This is a genomic window from Desulfosporosinus orientis DSM 765 (assembly GCF_000235605.1).
Classification (GTDB): domain Bacteria; phylum Bacillota; class Desulfitobacteriia; order Desulfitobacteriales; family Desulfitobacteriaceae; genus Desulfosporosinus; species Desulfosporosinus orientis.
The window spans coordinates 5,314,033-5,337,576 of record NC_016584.1 but is presented as its reverse complement, the minus strand read 5'-3'; the positions used below and the strand labels follow the sequence as shown (position 1 = coordinate 5,337,576).

The window sequence follows — 23,544 nt, the reverse complement described above, 5'->3', positions numbered from 1 at the left end:
AAAAACAACTATGAGGGACAGGACGATGCAGATAAAGCGTTATTGGCTGATGGTGAGAATGGTATTGATTAGCAATGGATTTCGGCGAGCGGAATTTGCGAAAAAGAAAAGAATCTATAACGCCATTGGCGAGAATGTTATGATTCAGTCCAGAAAAATTCCTCTCTATGCGCGATTAATTCGTTTCCATAACAATATTATGGTTGCCTCGAATGTGACCTTTCTCACCCATGATGTAACCCATAATATCCTTGATAAAGCATTTCCGGATAACAAGTTTACAGAAAAAATCGGTTGCATTGAGATCATGGACGATGTCTTTATAGGTGCTAATTCTACAATCTTATATAATGTTCGAATTGGTCCTAAGGCAATTGTGGCGGCAGGTAGTGTTGTGACAAAAGATGTTCCGGAAAATGTTGTTGTCGGGGGAAACCCGGCCAAGGTTATAGGGACCTTTAACGATTATATGAAAAAAAGATTATTAGACATAAATGCCTATCCGGAGGATTTAAAACCTAAAAAGCAAAGAATCAAACCAACACTAGCGGCGCTGGAATGGGAGAAGTTTGAAAATGCTAAAAAATAGAAAGTGCTAAAAATAAATGAGGTTATGCTGTGAAAGATTTGATTATCGTTGGTGCCGGAGGGCACGGTCGGGAAGTTCTGGAGTGGGTGAAGGACATCAATGCAGAGAAGCCAACCTGGAATGTCTTGGGTTTTATTGATGACAACTTATCTAAATTGGCTGATAAAAAATGCAGCTGTCAAATCATCGGCAAAATAGTGGACTGGAAGGTTGAGGAAAATCAATGCTTTGCCTTGGGCATTGCTTCACCGCCGGTAAAAGAAAAGGTAACCAAGCTGCTCATGGGCCGCGGTGCTGAATTTGTATCCGTGATTCATCCCAGCGCGAGAATTGCCGAAAGCGCAGGCTATGGTCTTGGCTTAGTTGCCTACCCTAATGCAGGGATAGGGCCCGATGCCTATGTGGGGGATTTTGTCACGTTATTGTCTTCGAAAATTGGTCATGATGCTTGGGTTGGGGATTACACGACCATATCTTCCCACTGTGGTGTTAATGGAGAGGTCAAATTGGGCAAGAGGGTTTTTCTGGGCAGTCATGTAGCGATTGTGCCCAATAAACGGATTGGCGATGACGTTTATGTTGGTCTGGGCAGTGTTGTGATCAATGATGTAGAGAACAATAGCAAGGTTTTTGGGAATCCCGCCAGAAGAGCACGGTAAAAACCTTTGAGTTTATTAGGGAGTCTATGAAGGAGATGGGGGCTATGAATAACCGGATGAAATACAATAAGGTTTTTACAACCTTATTTAATATCAATGACAGTCAGTTAAACGAAGATTTTACCTTTAATAATGTTGAGAATTGGGATTCTATTGTTCACTTGTCCTTGATAACAGAGCTTGAATATACCTTTAATATCATGTTTGAAACTGAAGATATACTCTCATTTGGTTCCTATGAGAACGGTATGAGGATACTGGAAAAGTATGAGATTTCCTTTAATGATGTTTAGGAGGTTAGAATGACAGGTTTATTAAGAGATAAGGTATGTATTGTAACCGGTGCGGGAAGAGGCATTGGTCGTGCAATTACTGAAAGCTTTGCCGCTGAAGGTGCTTTTGTGTATGCCAATGACGCCAGAGAAGGTTCGGTAGATTCCTGGCTTACGAAAAGTAAAATGCGTCAGGGAATTACGCCCCTTTATTTTGACATAACCGATCCGGCGGCGGTTAAAAATGCTTTTACTCAGATAAGAAAGGAAAAACAACGGCTTGATGTCCTTGTGAACAATGCAGGTGTTGAATATAACGAACTTATCGGTATGATATCCCGTGAAAACATGGAACAAATGTTTTCCATTAATGTCTTTGCAGCCATTGAAATGCTGCAAATGGCAAGCCGGCTGATGTCGAGACAAGAAAGGGGCGGCAGCATTATCAATATCTCGTCAATGGTCGGCATCAGAGGTAACCCAGGTCAGCTGGTCTATTCAGCAACAAAGGGCGCAGTGATAGCTTTGACAAAATCTGCCGCTAAAGAACTTGCCTCAAAAAATATCCGGGTAAATTCTGTTGCGCCGGGTCTCACCAAAACAGAGATGATGCAGGGCGCAGATATTGAGAAGTTAAAAGGCAGGATTGCCAACATCAGCATGGGGCGTATTGCGGAACCTTCAGATATAGCACGGGCCTGCGTTTTTTTTGCTTCGGATTTGTCCGGGTATGTTTCAGGACAAGTTCTCGCCGTCGATGGCTGTACGATAATGTGAGGTGGGATATGATATGTATTTGGGAATTGATAGACAAAGCCGGGAATTAATTGCCGCTATTGATGATACAGGCAAAGAATTAAGCTATGGCGAATTGTGTGATTTTGCCATAGCCTTCGGAGCCATGCTGCCACGGCGTTCCATCGTTTTTTGTCTGTGTAAGAATACCATTGGTGGGCTGGCCGGTTATATAGGCTGTTTAGCCAATCAGATTGTTCCTCTTTTGCTGAGTGCTGCTACAGACCTCAAGTTACTGACTAATTTGCTGGATGAATACACACCGGCTTACCTGTGGATGCCCGAGGACCTCGTCTCTAAATTTAATTTACCCGTCCTCTATAAAAGGTATGGATTTGTTCTTGTTCCTACGGAACATGAACTATATCCCATCAATGACGACCTGGCCATGCTGCTCACAACCTCCGGCTCTACCGGCAGCCCGAAATTGGTACGTCATAAAACCATCAATCTTGAAGCAAACGCCAAAAATGTTGCCGCTCTTTTTGGCTGGACAAAGGACGACCGTGCCGTTGTGGATTTGCCCATGCAGTATACCATGGGGCTTAATGTCATTAACAGTCATCTCTGCTCAGGTGCATCCGTGCTGCTGACGGAGCATAATCTTATGAGTCCTGATTTCTGGCGTAATATTAAGGATCGGCATGCCACTAATTTCACAGGAGTTCCTTTCAGTTATGAGGTTTTATTTAAGCTTCGTTTTACGCGAATGGATTTGCCGGACTTAACCACCCTCGCCGAAGGAGGAGGAAAACTGACGGCTGCCATGTTTGCCGAGATAGCGGACTATGCAAGCCGTACCGGGAAGAGATTTTTCGCTACCTATGGCACAACCGAGACATCAGCGCGTCTGGCCTTTTTACCTGCGGAGCTGGCTAAAGCTAAGATCGGAAGCATTGGCCGAGCCATACCCGGGGGTGAATTGTTTTTGCTGGATGAAAACGGTCAAGAAATAAAGGAAAAGGAAGCTGAGGGCGAGTTGGGCTATCGAGGCCAAAATGTGACGATGGGCTATGCTTATGACCGGGAGGATTTGCTGCTGGGGGATGAATGGCAGGGAGAATATCATACGGGAGATATTGCCCAAAGAGACAGGGACGGCTGCTATTATGTCATCGGCAGGAAAAGCAGGTTTTTAAAGCTTTATGGACTCCGGGTCAGCCTGGACCGGTGTGAAAGGTTAATCAAGGATGAGTTCCAGGTCGATTGTGTCTGTACAGGCACAGATCAACGCATGGATATTTATATCACAGAGCCTCAATACAAAGATGAAATACAAAGATTTATTAGTAAAAAAACCGCGATAATCAGGTCTGCTTATGCTGTGGTTGTTGTGGAGAGGATACCGCGCAATGAGACAGGTAAAGTTCAGTATAAGGCGTTAGGTTAGAATCATTTCCGCTGATTTGAATCAAGTTGTTTATCGAGCTTGCAGGAAATTATAGGGTTTTGAAATGAGCTCGATAAAATGGAGGATATTTATGGAGTTGCAACTGGAGCCGAAGCAAAATGTAACAGCGGTTAAATTTACCCTATCAAAACAAATGCTTGCTAATATCTGTTTTATGATGTTCTTTGCCTCAGATATGATTTCATTTTGTACGACCCGGCTTTTCAGGCTTTACGGATGGGAAGACTATGCCTGGATTTTAGCTTCTATTATTATATACTTTCCTCTCCTGCTGATGCCCTTGGCAAGTGGAGAAAGAAGAAGTATGCGGGATTTCTTGATGCTTTGGGCGACGGCATTATTAGCCTTTGGAATAACTATTATGGTCCATCCTGAATATGAAGCTTGGTTTCACCATCCCCTTTACGGGGTTTTTAACTACATCTTTAGACCGGATCGTGCCTTGTATGCTTATTTAATGGTGAGAATGGTTAATGATCCAAAGGAAATATTAAAAAATTTAAAATTTGTCTCCTATATTTTGGCGGTTTATGGATTATACAAGTTTGCGAATGCCATGCAAGCGGGCAGTTGGTTAGCATTGACGGCCAATGGCTATGAAGAACTATCCTATAGTATGAGCTTTGGCTATGACATGATGCTGCCTTCCATGGTGTTTATGTATTATGCACTGAAAGACAAGGAGATATTGCCCGGGGTCCTCAGCGTTATGTGTCTATTGATGATTTTAGTGTCGGGTTCGCGGGCACCTTTGTTGTGGATTATCGTATTTTTTACTGTGATGTTGATAAGCGGTTTTCTGACAAGCAAAGTCAAGTTCATCTGGGGATTGACGGTACCTGGCTTTTTGCTGATCTATCTAAAACTTGAAGATTTAATTAACTTCCTGGCGATTTTTTTGCAAAGCCATGGCATCTCAGGGAGAAGTATAAACATGCTCTTAGCCGGTTCCATAAGTGATGATAATGGCAGGGCAGCGATCTATGAGATAGCCATCGAGATGATCAGGAACATGGGCTTTTTTGGTTATGGATTGTACGGCGATCGTTATGTTATCGGGAACTATTATTTTTGGGGGTATCCCCATAATATCTTCCTGGAGATTTTGCTAACCTTTGGTGTCCTAGGGGGGGGATTGTTAATCTTCTTTCTCTTGTACCATAGCGTCCGGATTCTGATTAAATGCCAGGACGATGATTGGCTGGATTTGTTTTTAATCTTTTTGGCTTGCTCCTTAAAGCTGCTGCTCTCTGATTCCTATTGGTATGTACCTGAGTTTTGGGCCGCCATTGCGGTGGTATACAGTTGGAACAGGCAGCAAAAAACCAGTGACAATGAAAGGATGAAACAGATTAATGTCGGCTAAAATTCAAGCTATTAATGAGATTATTGTCAGTGTTAGCTGCTTGACCTATCAACATGAAAAGTACTTAAGGCAAGCTCTTGATTCCATGTTGATGCAAAAGACAACCTTTGCCTATGAAATCATTGTTCATGACGATGCCTCAAAGGACAATACAGCCGCGATTATCAGGGAGTACGCTGAGAAGTATCCTAATATCATAAGACCAATACTTCAAAAGGAAAATCAATATTCCCAACAGGTATCCATTACCCATCAGTTTATTCTCCCCGCAGCCAGGGGTAAATATATAGCTTATTGTGAAGGGGATGATTATTGGACTGATCCGTATAAATTACAAAAGCAAGTGGATTTTCTGGAAGAGCATCCTGAATATATGGCAACCACCCATGAATGCTGGGAAGTTGATGAAAAGGGGAAAATGTTGTCCAGCCGCTACTTTTACGGCTACAGAAAACAGGGGGTTTACAGCTTGGAAACCCACCAAAAAAAGAGATTATTGTTCGGGCAAACTGCTACTCTCATGCACAGGAGAGAAGCCATTGAGTTCAGTGATCCTGAGGCGGCGGCTAAATTTGGGAAGATAAAAGCAACAGGGGATGTCAAGAAAGCTATGCTCATTTCTATACGAGGAGATACTTACTGTTGCGAGGAAGTCATGAGTCATCACCGTCGTATCTATGCGGGGGGGGATAGTTGGAGCGCCCAGCTGTCTAAAATCAATGTCAATCGATTTGTTTTCGATGAATGTCTTTCTATGCAGGACTTTGCCAGAGAAGTGCTGGGAGTTAAGCTGAATTACTCAAAACTTCTGATTTTCTATACCACGATTGCCTTGGGCAAGACAATCTTAAAGCCTGATAAAGACAAGTGGGATAGCTTCCAATATATGTGCAGCATGTTTCCCAATAAAACCTATGTTGCCGTCAAAATCATCCTTACTTTGCTGAAGTACCCTTTCCTTGTCTTAACGACAAGAGTTAGCGGCTTGCGTCATAGGTTATTGTATGGCAAAGCCTGAATCTCAAATGTCTGACCCCAAATACACCGTTGTTTCATCCTTAGTTTGGAAGTTGCTTGAGAGCTTGGGGGTTCAAGGAATACAATTAATAATTCAGCTTGTTCTGGCGCGGTTACTCATGCCTAAGGATTTTGGGACCATTGCTTTACTGACGATTTTTATCAATTTGTCCAATATCCTTTTGCAAAGAGGATTTTCTTCGGCTCTTATACAGAATCAGGATGTTGACGAGACCGATTTTTCCACGGTGTTTTTCCTAAGTGTTGCCGGTTCCTGCCTATTGTATTGGCTGCTTTTTTTCTCAGCTCCTTATATCGCTGATTTTTATAATATCAGGGAGCTTTCCCTTATCTTGCGCGTTTTGGCGATTTCCCTGCCCTTTAGTGCTGTAAATTCTGTGCAAATAGCCTTTGTCTCACGAAATATGCAGTTTAAAAAACTGTTTTTTAGCAGCATGGGTTCCATTGTTTGCTCCGGAACAGTAGGGGCTGTGATGGCTCTTGGGGATTTTGGAGTATGGGCACTGGTTTCCCAACAGATAGCTTATGCCATTTTGAACTGTTTCTTTATGGCCAAGGTTGTGAAATGGCGGCCTAAACTGCTGTTTTCCACTAAAAAAGCTGCCGGGCTTTTTTCCTTTGGCTGGAAAATGCTGCTTACCTCTTTACTGGACACTATCTATGTGGATATTTACACCATTGTCATTGGGAAACTATTCACTACCCAGATGCTGGGCTATTTCAACAGGGGGAAACAATTTCCGGGAGTTATCGTTACAAGTCTTAATGGCTCCATCCAGGCGGTTATGTTTCCTGCCTTTTCCCGGGTTCAGGATAATAAATTAAAGCTTAAGGCTATGATGCGTCGCTCCATAGTCACAAGTTCGTTTATTGTCTTTCCCATCATGGCAGGACTCGCCGCCGCAGCGAATCCTCTGGTGAGGTTAATTTTAACGGACAAATGGCTGAATAGTGTGCCCTTCCTTCAAATATATTGTGCCTATTTTGCCCTTTATCCGATCCACACAGCCAACCTGCAGGCAATTAGTGCTATTGGCCGAAGTGACATTAATTTAAAATTAGAAATCATCAAAAAGTCCCTAGGGATCATCATACTTCTGATAACCATACCCCAGGGAATCTTTTCTATAGCTTTAGGTGGAGTTGTCACTGGTGTGATCAGCTTAGTGATCAATTCCTATCCGAACATAAAGTTACTTGGCTACCCAATCCATGAACAAATCTTGGACATCCTGCCTTCTTTTCTTCTTTCCCTTGCTATGGGAATGGTTGTTTACGCAATCATGCTTTTCGAGCTGCCGGTTGGAATAACCCTTATCCTCCAAGTGCTCTCGGGTACTGTCTTTTATTTTGGAGCGGCAAGATTATTAAAGTTTGAATGTTTGAGCTATGTTTTAAAAATGTCAGGATCCACTTACCGGAATCCTTTAAAAAGACGAGGAGATATGCTATGAAAGACTTGATTATTGTAGGAGCTTCTAATGCAGCGAGGGATGTATTACAGGTCGTGAAAGAAATAAATAAAGTTAAAACCACATGGAATATCAAAGGATTTATTGCCGATAGCGGATTAGATATTCGCAAACTCACAAATGGCGATTTCCAGATTGTTGGTACCATTGATCAATGGACACCCAAACCGGGAGAAGAATATGTCTGTGCCATAGCCGACCCTAATGCCAAGAAAATGGTAAGCCAGCGACTAAAGGCTAAGGGTGCGAAATTTGCCAATATTATTCACCCCAACGTTGAGATAAATGACTATTGCTCACTGGGAGAAGGAGTCATTCTTTACCGGGACGCAGTTATAGGGCCCAATGCTGTGCTAGGCAATCATGTTCATGTCAACACCAAAATTGCCCATGATTGTCGGATTGGAGATTATACTACGGTAAGTATTTTAGCGGCCATTCTAGGTTATGTAACCATTGGCAGCGGTGTTTTTGTCAGCGCGGGTTCCACAATTATTCCCCATATTACGATTGGTGACAATGCCTATATCGGTGCGGGCAGCGTCGTAATAACGAATGTTGAAAACAATACGAAAGTATTCGGTAATCCTGCCCGAGTAACGAAATGACCAAACTGTATTTTTTAAAAATAGAAAATGCGGTTAATTACTCCCAACTGTTTGCCAGAAAAGTTTTAGGTCAATGTTTAGATGTTGATGGAAGCAGTTTATCCCTAGGTATTAATGAGTTTGGTAAACCTTATTTAAGAGACTATCCAAATATTCACTATAATATAGCTCACAAAAAGGGGGCTATAGTGTGTGCCGTGTTAGACCGACCTGTGGGGGTGGATCTTGAAGAAGTAAAAAATTTTAATAAACGTGTTGCTCAGCGGTTCTTTACTCAAAATGAGCAAGACTACGTTTTTGCCCGGAAGAGAAACCAGGATCTAAGATTTGCTAAAATATGGACGAGAAAAGAAGCTTTTGTTAAATGGGTAGGCAAAGGCATGACGATACCCTTTGATTCCTTTGATGTTCTCAAAATAGATAAGAGAAATGTGTTTATTCATACGGAATATGTTGGCGGATATATTATTTCGGTATGTCATTCTTGGCATTTCGGTAGGGTAGAGCATTTAACTTATAGGGAGACTTTATTATGAATAATATTTTTTATGATCTAATGAACTCCTGGCTCACTAAGGAAGGGGTTAATTCAACGGAAGCCTTACTCCAATGGATCAATGAACAAAACATGGATCTGGAAGTTAACATAGAGAGAATAACTTTAGAGGATAGCAAATTTTGGTTTTTTGATAAGTATTCCGGTTTGATCAGGAATAAAAACAATAGCTTTTTTTCCATATCCGGAATTCAGCAATACCGGAATGATGAGCTGCTGGCAGAGCAGCCCATTATTATCCAGAATGAAATAGGATTTTTAGGAATTATCTTCCGGAAGATCAACGGAGTACTGCACTTTTTAATGCAGGCTAAAATAGAGCCGGGCAACATTAATAAAGTACAGGTTTCGCCTACCATACAAGCAACCAAGAGTAATTTTACGCAAAAACATGGAGGAAAGAGGCCTGCTTTTCTTGACTATTTCATAGAAGCAAAACCCAATCAAACCTTGGTCGATCAGATTCAATCTGAACAGTCTTCGCGGTTTTTAAAGAAAAGAAATAGAAATGTTCTTTTGAATTTGGACAGAGAGATTACTGTACCGCCTACTCATCAGTGGATGACATTAGGCCAGATTAAAGAATTAATGCGTTATGACAACTTGGTTAATATGGATACACGTACCGTACTTTCCTGCCTGCCTTTTTCCCTGGTGGATACGGATATGGATGCGGAAAAAGTACAATTCGAAGAAATTGAAAACAAGTGTAAGGATAAAGCCCTGTTGCGCTCCCTTCGTGGTAGGGCAAGCCAGCCTATATTAACAGATATATACCATGCTTTTAATAATTACAAAATGTTTAGTGAGATATCGACAAGATTGGTAGGCCTGGACTCTTTACAGAACTGGCATATGGAGAACAAGGGCTTTGTTTGTGAGGAGCCTTTTCCCTTTCGATTGATTTTCTGTGACATATCCATTGAAGGACGTGAAGTGGTTAACTGGACACAACCCCTTTTTGAGGCTCAAGGAATTGCCACTTTTGGACTCCTGACTTGTGAAGATAATGGCATAAAGAAATTTCTTGTCAAGGCTAAGCCTGAGATTGGCTGCTTGGATGGAATAGAATTAGGGCCTACGGTTCAGCTTGAAGTGACTCAGGAAAGAGATGAGGATGAGGTTACCCGTTTATTTTATGAAAAACTTTCTTCGTATAAGGGCGTTGTGGTCAATGTATTGCTGTCGGAAGAAGGCGGACGCTTTTATCACGAACAAAATCGCAATGTCATTATTGAAGTTGAGAACAATGAAATCCCCTCAGATTTACCGCAAGGTTATTTTTGGAGTGATTATAAAACCCTAAACACTCTTACTCAGGTAAATAACTGTTTAAATATCCAACTGCGCAATCTACTCTCATTGCTGGAGGTGTGAAATGCATAAATTACGTATGGGTATTTTAGGCCCCTCGGCTATTGCTTTCAATCGTTTTTTACCGGCACTTAAAAAGAGCGAACACTTTGAATATGCAGGAGTGGCTGTTGCCAAACCTCATGAGCGAAATCAGTCCGATAATGGCTCGGATAATGACCATGAACGAAAAACCATGCTCAAAAGATCCATGGCAAAGGCTGAGGATTTTTTGAGCAAATATCAAGGGGCGATTTTTGACGGCTATGAAGAGCTGCTGTCCTCAAGCATTGAAGCGATATATATTCCATTGCCTCCGGCTTTACACTATCTATGGGCCAAAAAAGCTCTGGAATATGGGAAGCATGTGTTGCTGGAAAAACCTTTCACAACGAACTTGGCCGATACCAAGAAGCTGCTTAAAATAGCAGAGCAAAAGGGATTGGCAGTCCATGAAAACTATGCCTTTTGTTATCATGAGCAGATTAATAAAATTCGTCAGCTGATTAAGGATAGAGAGATTGGAGAAATCAGGCAGATAAGAGCTGCTTTTGGCTTTCCTTACCGGGGAGCTGCTGATTTTAGATATGACAGAGAACTAGGCGGAGGATCATTGTTGGATTGCGGGGGTTACCCCATTAAATTGTCAACCTTGTTTCTAGGTAAAACAGCACAAATCATGACGGCTGCACTGCATTCTGCCAAAGAACACAATGTCGATGTATTTGGAAGTGCCACTTTAGAAAATGCGGATGGGATTACGGCGCAGGTTTCCTTTGGGATGGATAATTCCTATAAATGTGAGCTGGAAATATGGGGAAGCAAAGGCCGTATTTATGCGCCAAGAATTTTTACGGCCCCTGCAGACTTAACAGCTGCAGTACTGCTGAAGAAGCAGGAAGAGAGAGTCTATGAGATTGCCGGGAGCGATCAGTTCCTGGGATCGATTGAGCATTTCTATCATTGTATTGCAGATAACACTCTGCGTCAGGAATCCTACGCTGAAATAGAATCCCAAAGCAGACAGATTGATGACATTTTAAAAGTAACCAACAAAGCAGGAGGAACTATGAATCTAAAATCCATACCGGTTGTTAGACCATCCATGCCGCCTTATGAGGAGTATATCAGCGAGATCAAAGATATGTGGAACAGTCGCTGGCTCACTCATTCCGGGCCAAAGCACCAAGCTTTAGAGGAGAAACTATGTGAATACCTGGAAGCTGATAATATTTCCTTATTTGCTAATGGGCATCTTGCCCTTGAACTTGCCATTAACGCCCTGGGTTTGTCCGGCGAAATAATAACCACTCCATTTACCTTCGCATCCACCACCCAGGCTATCGTTCGTCAGGGCTTAACTCCGGTGTTCTGCGACATCAATGAAGATGACTATACCATTGATGTGAGTAAAATTGAGGCGCTTATCACTGAAAAAACATCAGCAATCATGCCGGTTCATGTGTATGGCAATGTTTGTGATGTAGATACCATCGCTGCCCTAGCCAAAAAATACAATCTAAAGGTTATCTATGATGCAGCCCATGCCTTTGGTGTGAAGGTAAAGGATAGGGCTGTCGGAAATTTCGGGGACATGTCAATGTTTAGTTTCCATGCTACGAAGGTCTTCCATACTGTTGAAGGTGGTGGTTTGACATTCAGTAATTCCAAGTACTCGCCGGTACTTGCAAGGCTCCGTCAGTTTGGCATGGTTGGGCCAGAATCAGTGCCAATCGTGGGAACCAATGCCAAGATGACTGAAATCCATGCGGCAATGGGTCTGTGTAACCTGCGGCATATCAACGAGGAGATTGCCAAGCGGGGGCGAGCAATGCAGAGATACCGTGAATTGCTGTCAGGAGTCAAAGGATTGAGGTTATGCGATCCCCAGAAGGATATTACCCCTAATTATAGTTATTTTCCTGTGATGTTTAATAAGAAAGAATTTGGCATGAACAGGGATGAGGTTGCTGCTCTGCTTGAGAAAAACGATATATTGGCAAGAAAATATTTTTATCCCCTTACTAATGATTTTGAGGCCTATAAGGGGATGTTTGAACTGCAGAAAACACCTGTGGCCACGAGGATAGCTGAGAATGTACTAACCCTGCCGCTGTATGCTGACTTGACGGTTGAAGACGTGGATAGGATTTGTAGGATTATTTTGCAATAACGGCTGAGCAAGTTGGCTTAACTGTTGACTTAATCATAGAATTGGAGGGAAAAGGATGAAAGGTATAATTCTTGCGGGAGGCAAAGGAACCCGGTTGTATCCTATGACAAGGGCTGTGTCTAAACAATTATTGCCTATTTACGATAAACCCATGATCTATTATCCTCTTTCTGTCTTAATGATGGCAGGTATTCGAGAGATACTCATTATATCAACGCCAGAGGATACACCTTTCTATGAAAAGCTGTTTGAAGATGGTTCCAGGTTGGGACTTAAACTTTGCTATAAAGTACAAGAATCTCCCAGAGGGCTTGCCGATGCCTTTATACTTGGCAAAGAGTTTATTGCCGGTGACAGAGTTTGCTTAATTTTGGGCGACAATATTTTCTATGGACAAGACTTTGTGCGCTTGCTTAATAAGGCCAGTGAATTAAAACAGGGTGCTTACATCTTTGGCTATCCTGTGAAAGATCCGCGATCCTTTGGGGTTGTTGAATTCGATAACAATAGAAAAGTGATTTCGATTGAAGAGAAACCCAGCAAACCAAAATCAAATTATGCTGTTCCGGGGTTATATTTTTACGATAATCAGGTTGCTGAGATAGCTAAAAATGTTAAGCCTTCTGAACGGGGCGAAATTGAAATTACTGCCGTCAATAATGCTTATCTTGAACAAGGGGAGCTTGATGTTATTTTGCTGGGCCGGGGTATGGCTTGGCTGGATACAGGTACCCCTGACGGCTTGCAAAAAGCTGCCGAGTATGTTGAGGCCGTCCAGTCCAGGCAAGGATTCTATATAGCCTGTTTAGAGGAGATTGCCTGGCGGAGAGGATTCATTGATGAGCAGGACTTAAAAGTTATTGGCGAAAGCTTGAAAATGACAGACTACGGCAAGTACATTTTATCGTTGCTAAGTGAGTAAAAGTTCTTAATTATATTTCAGATTAAAGTTAGAGCCAAGGTTAAAGTTAAAATCAGAATTGAAGCAAGAGTTAAAGGAGAAGTTTTATAATGAAATTTATTTTAGTTACAGGAGGCGCCGGCTTCATTGGCAGCAATTTTATAAAAATAATGCTGTATAAGTACCCTAACTATAAAATTATTAATGTTGATGCCTTGACCTATGCAGGGAATCTGGAGAACTTACAAGCTATATCCGATCACTATAACTATTCATTTATTAAAGCAGATATTAGGGACAGACAAAGGATGGAAGAGATATTTTTAACCTACAATATCGATACCGTTGTAAACTTTGCCGCAGAGTCACATGTTGACAGAAGTATCGAAGAACCGGAAGTGTTCTTAACCACTAATGTTATTGGGACACAAGTTTTGCTGGATGTGGCAAAGAAGCATTGGAAGATAAGGCCTAATGATAAGCATTGCAAGAGATACAAACCTGGAGTAAAGTTCGTTCAAGTATCAACCGATGAAGTCTACGGAGCTTTAGGTGAGACAGGTAGGTTTGTGGAGACGATGCCGCTGATGCCAAATAGTCCCTATTCTGCCTCCAAAGCCAGTGCCGATCTGCTTGTAAGAGCTTATCATGAAACTTTTGGTACACCCGTCAATATAACAAGGTGCAGTAATAATTATGGGCCATATCAGTTCCCGGAAAAACTGATTCCGCTTATGATCAATAACTGTCTTAAAGAAAAAGAGCTTCCTGTTTATGGCGATGGCAGGCAAGTAAGAGACTGGCTGCATGTATCAGATCACTGCACTGCTATTGATGCCGTTCTTCACAAAGGAAAGGACGGAGAGGTCTATAATATTGGCGGAAATAATGAAAAAACCAATATAGAAATTGTCAAATTGATTATTAATACTCTTGGCAAGTCGGAAGACTTAATTAAACACGTTAAAGATCGTCCCGGACACGATCGAAGATATGCTATGGATAATACAAAAATTACAACTGAGCTGGGGTGGGAACCGGCTTATACCTTTGAGCAAGGGATAAAAGAGACTATTGATTGGTATTTGGAGAATAGGGAGTGGATGGAAAACATCAACTCTGGTGATTATGCCAATTATTATAAAAGGATGTATCCTGACATCAGTGATAAGGTTGCGGGCTATTAAGGAATGTTACCTTTAAAAATCGCCTGGCGCTTTCTGCTTGATAAAAAATTACAGACAATCTTAGTTATTTTTGGCATAGCCATAGGAGTCTCCGTGCAGACTTTTATCGGTCTTGTCAGTCAAGGCCTTGAAAAAACCTTAGTGAATAAAATATTAGCTTATAGCCCTCATATTACTATATACTCCAAAAGTGGAGGATTTAGTGACTGGCAGAAGGAAGTGGACAGGATCAGAAGGAATTTTCCGGAAGTAAACGCTGTATCCCCGGATGCCAATAGCCAAGCGTGGATAAAACTTGGGAAAATGACCATTCCTATACTTATGCGGGGGTTTAATATCACAGATACCGCAGGTCTTTATAACATTACAGCGTCAATTTACCAAGGAAGTTCACCGGTTAATGACAATGAGATTTTACTCGGCAAAGAATTAGCTGAGCGCTTAGGTGTCAATGTCGGGGATGAGGTCAGTATCTTAACCCTGGGCAGACAAACGGTGACGATAAAAATTGTTGGCTTGTATGATTTCGGAGTTTCTAATATTAATAAAGCCTGGGTGATTACAAATTTGACGACCGCGCAAAACTTCATCGGTTTTGGTGATAAAGTGACTGAGATTGAATTAGGGATTCACGATCCGTTTCAAGCAGATGTTGTCAGTGACCGGATTAAAAGTGCCCTGGCAGGGGACGAGTTAGATGTTTCTAATTGGAAAGACGAGAATCAGTTAATCGTCAGTGCGATCATTGGCCAAAAAATAGTAACTCTTGTCATCCAATTTTTCATTATACTGGCTACCATTATAAGTATCCTCAATATATTAACCATTAACATTTTTCAAAAATCAAAACAAGTTGGGATCTTAAAGGCCATGGGTATTACGGACTTTTCGGCAAGCCTAGTCTTTGTCTTTCAAGCGTTATTGCTTAGTCTCGGCGGAATCGTCCTTAGCCTTGGTTTCCTGACCGTCTTTCTGAGAGGATTCAATCGCTACATTGTGACTGCCCAGGGATCACCTGTTGTCAGTGTTACAGTGGATTACAGGTTTATCGCCTTATCGATCCTTATTTTCTTTGTGGCTTCAATGTCAACAGCCATTTTTCCTGCCCTTAGGTGTATCAAATTAAACCCGATTGAGGTAATTAAAAATGCCTAGTGGCATTCCAATGCACATGCATGGCCATAATCAATAAATAGACGGCGATGCTTATGCCCATTCCGTAAACAACGAGCCTAGGGGAAGTATTCCTTACCTGCCGGCAGGCAGCCCCGAGAATAAGAGGCAATAACAGTAAAAAAGGAGATACCCCACTATGCTTTTTAAGTGTGCATAGTGGGGTATCTGTTTAAATAACAGTATTTAGATTGGGTAAAGATTTGTACACTATTTCAATTGATATCATAGACCGTTGATCGTTATTTTGGAAAACCTATAAAAAGTTGTAAGACAAAAAATCGTCCATTAATGAGGAATAAAAAAGTACAATGGGTTAAAGGTTTGGGAATATGTGGAAAAGTTATAGACATAATCGAATGGTCAATAATGCTTGTGGAAAAAAATGGTTGATTGTTCACTATACTATAGTATAATGAGCTTAGCTATTAAAGTATAAATACCTTACTTTATCAAAGAAAACTCAAATCCTAGTACCATGTGTGAGACAATGAATTGCAAGGAGTCAAACGTGAACCCGGCACACTTATATTAGAGTGTGCCTTTTAATAGATGAACAAGAATTTCTAGGTTGAATGGCAAAGACGCGAGTGACTTTTTAGAAAGGGGTGGAGAATATAGACTTTCAAAAGAGTTTAAATGATCCTGTCGATATTGGGCGTAAGTTATGTGAATATATCCTTAACCTAACGGAAGTTAGTTCGACTATCTTATGGGTAGCTCCCCAAGAAGGAGTTGAAAGCTATACCCTGTTGACTCCGGAAAATAAACTACTTCAAGATACAATTGCTGATGAGCTAGGACAAATCATGAATAATCTTCGCAACGAGGAAGAAGCTACGATGGTTAAACTCGTAGACTCATGGTATTATATAGTCCCAGTTAAAACGGCTTTACGTTTTTATGGATTAATAGGAGTTTTTTGGGACCAGACTGCTAGTGTCAAGTCTAAGGAAAGACTTCTGCAAAACGTCAAAGTTCTTTCGGAATTAAGTACAATCATTTTTGACAAGTTACACACGGAAAATATCACAGTTAAGTCGATAGTTGAAATGGAACGAAAACGAATAGGTGAAGAAATTCATGATCTTATTTCCGGACAGCTGTTTAGTGCTGTTTGTGCTGCATCTGTCTTATCACGGTTAGCTAATGTTAATGAAAAAGAAAGGGAACAACTAAGTCTTATTTCAAGTACTGTTAATCAAGCTCTCAGAAACCTGCGTTCAATAATCTACTCCCTTGAGTTTACCTCTAATAAACAATGGTTTCAGAAAATAAAGCGTTACCTAGATGAGTCTGCGAAGCTTCATGGGATTTCTGTTACGTTGCAGATGAGTGAAGAAATTGAAAACATAGAAAGCCTTCAGGCAAAAACAGTGTATCGAATTGTTTGTGAAGCAGCAAGCAATGCTATTAAACATGGGCATTGTGAAAATCTGAGTATTGAGATCATTAACGAAGGATCGGAGATACGTTTTATAATCACGGATGATGGTGTTGGTTTTGAGCCGAATAACAGCTCCAAGGAACACCGAGGCTTAGGGTTATGCAATATTTCTAGGTTAGTACATTCCATCAATGCTAGTTTATCGATCAAAAGCTATTTGGGGCAAGGCACTCAAATAAGTATCACTATTCCGAACAATCGTGCAAAGATAACCAGTGAAAATACTTATGAGGAGGAAGCATCTTGACTTTAGTGTCTATTGATGATTATCCCTTATCAAGGCAGGGGTTAATGGCGATTCTAAACTTAGAAGAGGAGTTTGAATTTATTGGGCAAGCTTCTTGCATTGACGAAGCACGTGACATTATCTCTAGATTAAACCCTGAGATCATTTTTCTTGATTTAAAGCTAAAGGATGAGTGTGGTTTTGATCTAATCTCAGATGTTAAAAATTTAAATCCTAATTGTAAGGTAATAATTTTGACTTCGTCGTTGGATCCTGGTGACTTTAAACGGGCATCTGAGTTTGGGGTTGATGGATATATTATAAAGGATGCTATGCCTGAAGAAATAGTAAATGCTGTTCGGCTTGTCAGTAAAGGCAGGAAGTATTATGATCCATCTATTATGGAAATTTTGATGAAACAAGAAAAGTTAAATAATATGGAACAATTAACAACGAGGGAACTGGATGTTCTGGCCATGTTAGGCAAGGGTTTAAATAACAAAGAAATAGGTAAAGGACTTTTTATTACGGAATATACAGTGAAAAAGCATATCAGCCAAATTTTTGGTAAGCTGGGACTGAGCTGTCGCACGCAAGCAGCTCTTTATGCTAATAAACATGGAATTGTTCATTAATGTTAAAGCTTAAAACGCAAAGCCAATATACTAGGGGCGAGAATTCGCCCCTAGTATATTGGCTTTGCGTTTTTTTATTTAAATTTTAAATGATTAAGGGATAGTAAGAGCCAGTATCTGGTTCTTAAGTGTAATTTATAATACCGCATTTTGCTTTTAAGAGTACTTCTCTAGGATATGCCAAGTTCATGCGTTCGAATAGCTTAAAGGTATTCATTTGGGCAAAGAAATAGGGCATAAAATATTCAATAATATATTCAAGGCAAAGCACTTTATGCAAAATGCCATTAATCTAATTTTCAGAAAAACCATAATGGATTATGAATTTGAAAAAATATAGGTTTCAATGTTGAATTCTGATGGTAGGAGATCAACTCTCTGATAAATTTTAATTTGCTTATTTTAGGAGTGGTTAAAATGAAAGGAATTATTTTAGCAGGGGGTTCAGGAACAAGATTATATCCTTTGACGATGATTATAAGTAAGCAATTACTGCCTATCTATGACAAACCAATGATTTTTTACCCCTTGTCCACTCTGATGCTTGCAGGAATTAAGGACATTCTGCTTATCTCTACAAAAACAGATCTGCCTAATTTTAAGAAACTGTTGGGCGATGGTAAGCAGTACGGGATACATATATCGTACAAAGAGCAGCCTTCTCCGGACGGTATTGCCCAGGCATTTATGTTGGGGGAGGATTTTCTAGAGGGAGATAGTTGCGCTCTTATTCTGGGCGATAACATTTTTTATGGTACCCGGTTCAGTGACCTTTTAGGGAAAGCTGTCATAGGTGCTGAAAATGGGGTCGCCTCTATTTTTGGATACTATGTGAATGACCCAGAAAGATTCGGGATTATAGAATTTGATGAAAACCATAAAGTGATTTCCATCGAGGAAAAGCCGAAGGAACCGAAAAGTAATTACTGTGTGACAGGTTTGTATTTCTACGACAACAGGGTCGTGGATTTGGCAAAGCAATTGAAACCTTCCGGCAGGGGTGAACTGGAAATAACTGATTTGAACAATCTGTATTTGAAAGCTGATTCGCTGAATGTTTACCTCCTGGGCAGAGGGTTCTCATGGATTGATATGGGAACGATGGACAGCCTTATAGAAGCATCGTCTTTTGTACATATGATGCAGAAACGACAGAATGTGGAGATTTCAGCTCCGGAGGAGATAGCTTATCGGATGGGTTGGATTAACAAAAAGCAACTACTCCAGGCGGCTGGACGTTTTGGAAACTCTTCTTATGGGCAGTATCTGAACTCTATAGCAGTGGGAGAGAAAGAATAATGGACGTAAAAAATGGACTAACGATCATTGTAACAGGCGGTGCGGGATTTATCGGAAGTAATTTTATTTATCTGGAACTTGCGGAACACCCTGATGACCGAATCATTTGTTTAGATAAGCTAACTTATGCCGGAAACTTATTGACATTGGAAGAAGCGCTAGAAAATCCAAATTTTCACTTCTCAAAAGTTGATATTGCTGACAGGGACGCGGTTTATAGAGTATTTGAGGAAGAAGAACCGGACATCGTGGTCAACTTTGCTGCTGAAAGCCATGTTGATCGCAGTATTGAAGATCCGGGACTTTTCCTACGAGCCAATGTAATTGGAACAGGGGTGTTGATGGATGCCTGCTGCCAATATGGTATTAAACGTTATCATCAGGTTTCTACAGATGAAGTATATGGGGACCTGCCATTGGATCAGCCCGATATGTTTTTCACAGAAGAGACGCCGTTGCACGCATCAAGTCCCTATTCGGCCTCCAAAGCTTCGGCGGATCTATTAGTATCAGCCTATCACCGGACATATGGGCTGCCAGTGAGCATCTCTAGATGCAGTAATAACTACGGACCATATCATTTTCCTGAAAAACTTATTCCCTTGATGATAAGTAGGGCTTTGGGCAATCAACCAATGCCGGTGTATGGGAATGGAGCTAATATACGTGACTGGTTATATGTGAAAGACCATTGCCGGGCGGTCGATTTAATAATGCGCAAAGGCCGTGAAGGAGAAGTCTATAATATTGGTGGGCATAATGAGCGTAGCAATCTGGAGGTAGTAAAAACCATTTTGCATGAGTTAGGGAAGCCGGAATCCCTGATTACTTATGTTGAAGACCGTCCGGGTCATGATAGGCGTTACGCCATCAATCCCACAAAAATTTACGATGAATTGGGCTGGCTGCCGGAAATGAAGTTTGAGGAAGGTATCCGGCGGACAATAAACTGGTATCTGGAACATCGGAAATGGTGGGAGGATATCCTATCTGGAGAATATACGAGTTATTTTGAGAAGTCGTATAGAAGACGCCTAAAGAAACGTTTAGTAGGGTAGGAATTATGGGGAAGTTGATCGTAGTGGAGGGATTGGACGGACAGCTAGTGATGCAAGCAAGATAGGAAATCTGATTGTGCCTGAAGAGTTGGACGGAAGTGGCAAAGGGAAGCAAAGTAAACTTCTGGTGCAGTTTCTTAGAGAAAGAAGCGGTTATAAAGAATGGGGAGAGTTTTTCAAACCAATGAAATTGTAATCGACGATAGGTACAAAACCGGCAAGGCTAATGATAGGAGAAGTTCCTATGGGTGAAAACGCAATGAACATATTAAATAAGCTTTATGGATATAGAGATCAGAAGAATACAAATGAAAACAGGCCTTAACAGGTAAAGGGGAGTTTAAAAGATGTCCATTCTTGTCACACGTTCTTCCATGCCCACACTGGAAGAATACTTAGAAGAAATTAAACCGATTTTCGAGAGCCATCATATGACCAACATGGGGCCGATATACAAAAAGCTACAGCAGAAGCTGATTGACTACCTGTGTGTTTCTGAACTGTTACTGTTTGTAAATGGACATATGGCGCTTGAAATGGCAATTGATGCACTTGGACTGAAAGAAAAAGGTGGCGAAGTTATCACGACGCCATTCACTTTTGTTTCTACCACTCATTCTATCACTAGAAATGGTCTGACCCCAGTATTTTGCGATATAAAGCCTGATGATTATACGATTAACCCGGAGACGATCGAGGCATTGATTACAGAAAAAACTGTGGCAATTGTACCGGTACATGTCTATGGGAGTTTATGTGATGTGGAGGAAATAGGAGCCATAGCCAAGAGACACAACCTGATTGTGATTTATGATGCTGCCCACGCTTTTGGTGTTACATACAAAGGTGTTGGCGTCGGCAATTTCGGAGACGCCTCCATGTTCAGTCTCCATGCCACTAAAGTGTTCAACACTATCGAAGGGGGCGCAGTGGCATTTCATGATGGGAAGTACCGTGAAAAACTCCATGAATTGAAGAACTTCGGAATCCACGGCGAGGATGATGTTCTGGGTATCGGAGGGAATGCCAAGATGGATGAGTTCCGTGCAGCCATGGGTATTTGTAACCTTCGGCGGATGGATGAGTGCATTGCCCGGAGAAAGGCAGTGCATGAGCGGTACAATGAAAGATTGGGGAATGTACCTGGCATTAGGATTCGAAAACAGCAGGAGGGCGTATCTGCAAACTATTCCTATTATCCTGTGTATTTTGATCGTGAGATTTTTGGTAATACCCGGGACGATGTCTATGAAGAATTGAAACTGAATGACATCTTTGCGCGTAAGTATTTCTATCCGGCAATCAACGAGCTGAGTTGCTATGCGGATATTCAGGGAGCAGAGACTCCAATCGCCCATGACATATCGATGAATATTCTCACACTCCCCATGTATGAGGAACTGACGCTGGAAGATGTAGATAGGATTTGTGACATTGTCTTGGGGAAATAAGGAGCTTATTTGTGGTGATAGGCTTGGCACTGGATATGCGGGTTGTCGATAGAACAGCCGATTTGATTAGCGATTGAAATAAGTGAGAACAAACGAGAACAACAGTAGTGGATGTGGAAGAAATGAATCTAATAGTAAGATGCCCTGATTTCGCTTCTCTTAGCGACAGGCAGCAGAAACTGGTCGCAGAGAAGGTGGCCAAGGATAGCTTAGAATATATGGAAAGGCTGGACAACCCTATTGAACTCAGGTGGCCAATATACAGGAAATACGTCCGCAGGGCAGTTGACATATTGGTTTCCGGTCTTGCCCTGATTGTAACATTCCCGATAAACCTTGTGCTTTTGATTGGTACATATCTTGATGTTGGCAGCCCGGTTTTTTTCAATCAGGAACGGGTCGGGAAAGATGGAAAGAAGTTTCAGTTGGTTAAATTCAGGAATATGACCAATGAGACTGACGAAAACGGTGTGCTGCTGACACCAAACAAAAGGGTCACGAAGTTTGGCGTGTTCGTGAGGAAGACCTCACTGGATGAGCTCCTAAATTTCTGGTGTATCTTCAAAGGTGACATGACGCTAATTGGTCCCAGACCGCTGCCGACCAAATACTACACCCGTTTCAGCAGGGAACACAACCAGCGTCATCTTGTGAAACCGGGGCTGGAGTGTCCGTTCCATTCATGTGAGCTGGCAGGAATGGGATGGAAGGGCCGTCTCGACAATGATATATGGTATGTAGAAAATATCAGCCCGCAAACCGACTTTCTCATGTTGTGGCGCTTTGTTAAAAAGGTTTTTTCAAAGCAGGAACGGGCCGGAAGTGCTTCTGGACAGGACAGCGAGTTCATCGGATATGACCAGGATGGGAATATTTTCACGTCAAGAAACATGCCGGAAAAGTATTTGATTGGCTTGGCAGCGGACGATGAAGACTTAGGAGAAATAATAGATTTTCCAGGCAGAACTAATGAAGAGATAGAAGTCGTAGTGTGTTCCGGTGAATCAGTAGGAGGTAGCTTTTAGAGGGAATTTCGGAGGCAACTAATGAGCATATACTTAAATTCAATTGTAGATAATGCCGGAAAGACAAGTGTGCTCCATGTGGGACAGGCAGGATTCATTTTCAAAAGCAAAAAAGGAATCACGGTTGGCGTTGACTTGTTTCTCACTGATTGTGTGGAGCGTTTTGACAGTCTGAAAAGACTGTCTCCCAAGGTTGTCAGACCGGATGAGCTGAACCTTGACTATATCATTGCAACACATTGGCATCTGGATCATTTCGATGTGGATGCAATGCCGTTTATCATGGCAAACAGAAAGACAAAGCTACTTGCAGCAGAGGATTGCCGGGAGCATGTCGATAATCTGAAGCTTGATCTGAACCGTACAATCTTCCTGAGCGAAGGAGATACTATGCAGTGTGATGATGTGGAAGTCCACGCGGTATTCTGTGACCATGGAACGGGTGCGCCGTTGGCCATTGGCATTGTGCTGTACATCGATGGATACAAGATTTATATAGCCGGTGATACTGCTCTGAGATTGGACAAGGCAGTTGATATTGCAGAATATGGTCCGTTTGATGTGATGATTGCACCAATCAACGGCGCATTTGGTAACCTGAACGAGGTTGAGGCTGTTTCACTTTGTGAGGTCCACAAGCCGAAGCTGATGATACCTTGCCATTTCTGGACATTTGCCGAGCATCATGGCGACCCCGGGAAGTTCATGGAAGAGATAAAGAGACTGCCTGATCATAAGTATCTGATCATGGCTGCAGGTGAGACGGCTGTGATTGGAATATAAGGGCTGATCATTGAACCAAATTGAGTGCTGAATGATGCTACTTAAATTAGCAGGACATAGGAGGATA

Annotated in this window: 22 protein-coding genes; all 22 read left to right on the top strand. The window is 41.6% G+C overall.

Features of this window, described 5'->3' with window-relative positions; translation table 11 throughout:
- The first annotated feature begins 25 nt into the window (after positions 1 to 25).
- The 22 genes from DESOR_RS24745 (at position 26) to DESOR_RS24635 (ending at position 23,477) form a co-directional block, all read left to right on the top strand.
- Positions 26 to 589 carry an acyltransferase gene (locus DESOR_RS24745; RefSeq protein WP_014187334.1) on the top strand — a complete coding sequence of 188 codons (564 nt, stop codon included), beginning with the start codon at positions 26 to 28 and terminating at the stop codon, positions 587 to 589.
- Between the two features lie 29 nt (positions 590 to 618).
- Entirely contained in the window at positions 619 to 1,248 is a 630-nt protein-coding gene (locus DESOR_RS24740; protein ID WP_014187333.1) for a NeuD/PglB/VioB family sugar acetyltransferase, read from the top strand.
- Positions 1,249 to 1,292: 44 nt separating this feature from the next.
- Entirely contained in the window at positions 1,293 to 1,541 is a 249-nt protein-coding gene (locus tag DESOR_RS24735) for a hypothetical protein (protein WP_014187332.1), read from the top strand.
- Between the two features lie 9 nt (positions 1,542 to 1,550).
- The gene (locus DESOR_RS24730; RefSeq protein ID WP_014187331.1) at positions 1,551 to 2,297 is read left to right on the top strand and encodes an SDR family NAD(P)-dependent oxidoreductase; all 747 of its coding nucleotides are present in this window, start codon (positions 1,551 to 1,553) and stop codon (positions 2,295 to 2,297) included.
- 13 nt (positions 2,298 to 2,310) lie between these two features.
- On the top strand, positions 2,311 to 3,705 hold the full coding sequence (locus DESOR_RS24725) for an AMP-binding protein (protein ID WP_014187330.1): 1,395 nt from the start codon (positions 2,311 to 2,313) through the stop codon (positions 3,703 to 3,705).
- Positions 3,706 to 3,796: 91 nt separating this feature from the next.
- Complete coding sequence (locus tag DESOR_RS24720; protein WP_014187329.1) at positions 3,797 to 5,092, top strand: O-antigen ligase family protein; 1,296 nt, start codon at positions 3,797 to 3,799, stop codon at positions 5,090 to 5,092.
- Positions 5,082 to 6,110 carry a glycosyltransferase gene (locus DESOR_RS24715; protein ID WP_014187328.1) on the top strand — a complete coding sequence of 343 codons (1,029 nt, stop codon included), beginning with the start codon at positions 5,082 to 5,084 and terminating at the stop codon, positions 6,108 to 6,110. Before DESOR_RS24720 ends, DESOR_RS24715 begins: the two co-directional genes overlap by 11 nt.
- A complete protein-coding gene (locus DESOR_RS24710; RefSeq protein ID WP_014187327.1) occupies positions 6,097 to 7,584 on the top strand; it encodes a lipopolysaccharide biosynthesis protein in 1,488 nt (495 codons plus the stop codon). The genes DESOR_RS24715 and DESOR_RS24710 overlap by 14 nt, the downstream gene beginning before the upstream one ends.
- On the top strand, positions 7,581 to 8,210 hold the full coding sequence (locus DESOR_RS24705; RefSeq protein WP_014187326.1) for an acetyltransferase: 630 nt from the start codon (positions 7,581 to 7,583) through the stop codon (positions 8,208 to 8,210). The genes DESOR_RS24710 and DESOR_RS24705 overlap by 4 nt, the downstream gene beginning before the upstream one ends.
- On the top strand, positions 8,207 to 8,746 hold the full coding sequence (locus DESOR_RS24700; RefSeq protein ID WP_014187325.1) for a 4'-phosphopantetheinyl transferase family protein: 540 nt from the start codon (positions 8,207 to 8,209) through the stop codon (positions 8,744 to 8,746). The genes DESOR_RS24705 and DESOR_RS24700 overlap by 4 nt, the downstream gene beginning before the upstream one ends.
- Entirely contained in the window at positions 8,743 to 10,143 is a 1,401-nt protein-coding gene (locus tag DESOR_RS24695) for an NDP-hexose 2,3-dehydratase family protein (protein ID WP_014187324.1), read from the top strand. Before DESOR_RS24700 ends, DESOR_RS24695 begins: the two co-directional genes overlap by 4 nt.
- 1 nt (position 10,144) lies before the next feature.
- A complete protein-coding gene (locus DESOR_RS31130; RefSeq protein WP_014187323.1) occupies positions 10,145 to 12,292 on the top strand; it encodes an aminotransferase class I/II-fold pyridoxal phosphate-dependent enzyme in 2,148 nt (715 codons plus the stop codon).
- Positions 12,293 to 12,347: 55 nt separating this feature from the next.
- A complete protein-coding gene (gene rfbA / locus DESOR_RS24680) occupies positions 12,348 to 13,214 on the top strand; it encodes a glucose-1-phosphate thymidylyltransferase RfbA (RefSeq protein WP_014187322.1) in 867 nt (288 codons plus the stop codon).
- An 89-nt stretch (positions 13,215 to 13,303) separates the two neighbouring features.
- Positions 13,304 to 14,380 carry a dTDP-glucose 4,6-dehydratase gene (gene rfbB / locus DESOR_RS24675; protein WP_014187321.1) on the top strand — a complete coding sequence of 359 codons (1,077 nt, stop codon included), beginning with the start codon at positions 13,304 to 13,306 and terminating at the stop codon, positions 14,378 to 14,380.
- 3 nt (positions 14,381 to 14,383) lie between these two features.
- Positions 14,384 to 15,535, top strand: coding sequence for an ABC transporter permease (locus DESOR_RS24670; RefSeq protein WP_014187320.1), 1,152 nt, complete (start codon positions 14,384 to 14,386; stop codon positions 15,533 to 15,535).
- Positions 15,536 to 16,161: 626 nt separating this feature from the next.
- Positions 16,162 to 17,247 carry a sensor histidine kinase gene (locus DESOR_RS24665; RefSeq protein ID WP_014187319.1) on the top strand — a complete coding sequence of 362 codons (1,086 nt, stop codon included), beginning with the start codon at positions 16,162 to 16,164 and terminating at the stop codon, positions 17,245 to 17,247.
- Positions 17,244 to 17,861: a response regulator gene (locus tag DESOR_RS24660; protein WP_014187318.1), complete on the top strand. Its 618-nt coding sequence runs from the start codon at positions 17,244 to 17,246 to the stop codon at positions 17,859 to 17,861. Before DESOR_RS24665 ends, DESOR_RS24660 begins: the two co-directional genes overlap by 4 nt.
- A gap of 417 nt (positions 17,862 to 18,278) precedes the next feature.
- Positions 18,279 to 19,160, top strand: a complete 882-nt coding sequence (gene rfbA / locus DESOR_RS24655; RefSeq protein ID WP_014187317.1) for a glucose-1-phosphate thymidylyltransferase RfbA — start codon at positions 18,279 to 18,281, stop codon at positions 19,158 to 19,160.
- Positions 19,160 to 20,218, top strand: a complete 1,059-nt coding sequence (gene rfbB, locus DESOR_RS24650; RefSeq protein ID WP_014187316.1) for a dTDP-glucose 4,6-dehydratase — start codon at positions 19,160 to 19,162, stop codon at positions 20,216 to 20,218. The genes rfbA (DESOR_RS24655) and rfbB (DESOR_RS24650) overlap by 1 nt, the downstream gene beginning before the upstream one ends.
- Before the next feature lie 347 nt (positions 20,219 to 20,565).
- Complete coding sequence (locus DESOR_RS24645) at positions 20,566 to 21,669, top strand: DegT/DnrJ/EryC1/StrS family aminotransferase (protein WP_014187315.1); 1,104 nt, start codon at positions 20,566 to 20,568, stop codon at positions 21,667 to 21,669.
- 122 nt (positions 21,670 to 21,791) lie between these two features.
- Positions 21,792 to 22,694 carry a sugar transferase gene (locus DESOR_RS24640; RefSeq protein WP_014187314.1) on the top strand — a complete coding sequence of 301 codons (903 nt, stop codon included), beginning with the start codon at positions 21,792 to 21,794 and terminating at the stop codon, positions 22,692 to 22,694.
- A 21-nt stretch (positions 22,695 to 22,715) separates the two neighbouring features.
- The gene (locus tag DESOR_RS24635; RefSeq protein WP_014187313.1) at positions 22,716 to 23,477 is read left to right on the top strand and encodes an MBL fold metallo-hydrolase; all 762 of its coding nucleotides are present in this window, start codon (positions 22,716 to 22,718) and stop codon (positions 23,475 to 23,477) included.
- The last annotated feature ends 67 nt before the right edge of the window (positions 23,478 to 23,544 follow it).

Coding starts and splice junctions, on each gene's coding strand:
- DESOR_RS24645 (WP_014187315.1), top strand. CDS start 20,566: ATGTCCATTCTTGTCACACGTTCTTCCATGCCCACACTGGAAGAATAC.
- rfbA (WP_014187322.1), top strand. CDS start 12,348: ATGAAAGGTATAATTCTTGCGGGAGGCAAAGGAACCCGGTTGTATCCT.
- DESOR_RS24695 (WP_014187324.1), top strand. CDS start 8,743: ATGAATAATATTTTTTATGATCTAATGAACTCCTGGCTCACTAAGGAA.
- rfbA (WP_014187317.1), top strand. CDS start 18,279: ATGAAAGGAATTATTTTAGCAGGGGGTTCAGGAACAAGATTATATCCT.
- DESOR_RS24745 (WP_014187334.1), top strand. CDS start 26: ATGCAGATAAAGCGTTATTGGCTGATGGTGAGAATGGTATTGATTAGC.
- rfbB (WP_014187316.1), top strand. CDS start 19,160: ATGGACGTAAAAAATGGACTAACGATCATTGTAACAGGCGGTGCGGGA.
- DESOR_RS24640 (WP_014187314.1), top strand. CDS start 21,792: ATGAATCTAATAGTAAGATGCCCTGATTTCGCTTCTCTTAGCGACAGG.
- DESOR_RS24700 (WP_014187325.1), top strand. CDS start 8,207: ATGACCAAACTGTATTTTTTAAAAATAGAAAATGCGGTTAATTACTCC.
- DESOR_RS24725 (WP_014187330.1), top strand. CDS start 2,311: ATGTATTTGGGAATTGATAGACAAAGCCGGGAATTAATTGCCGCTATT.
- DESOR_RS24710 (WP_014187327.1), top strand. CDS start 6,097: ATGGCAAAGCCTGAATCTCAAATGTCTGACCCCAAATACACCGTTGTT.
- DESOR_RS31130 (WP_014187323.1), top strand. CDS start 10,145: ATGCATAAATTACGTATGGGTATTTTAGGCCCCTCGGCTATTGCTTTC.
- DESOR_RS24730 (WP_014187331.1), top strand. CDS start 1,551: ATGACAGGTTTATTAAGAGATAAGGTATGTATTGTAACCGGTGCGGGA.
- DESOR_RS24715 (WP_014187328.1), top strand. CDS start 5,082: ATGTCGGCTAAAATTCAAGCTATTAATGAGATTATTGTCAGTGTTAGC.
- DESOR_RS24720 (WP_014187329.1), top strand. CDS start 3,797: ATGGAGTTGCAACTGGAGCCGAAGCAAAATGTAACAGCGGTTAAATTT.
- DESOR_RS24705 (WP_014187326.1), top strand. CDS start 7,581: ATGAAAGACTTGATTATTGTAGGAGCTTCTAATGCAGCGAGGGATGTA.
- DESOR_RS24635 (WP_014187313.1), top strand. CDS start 22,716: ATGAGCATATACTTAAATTCAATTGTAGATAATGCCGGAAAGACAAGT.
- DESOR_RS24670 (WP_014187320.1), top strand. CDS start 14,384: ATGTTACCTTTAAAAATCGCCTGGCGCTTTCTGCTTGATAAAAAATTA.
- rfbB (WP_014187321.1), top strand. CDS start 13,304: ATGAAATTTATTTTAGTTACAGGAGGCGCCGGCTTCATTGGCAGCAAT.
- DESOR_RS24735 (WP_014187332.1), top strand. CDS start 1,293: ATGAATAACCGGATGAAATACAATAAGGTTTTTACAACCTTATTTAAT.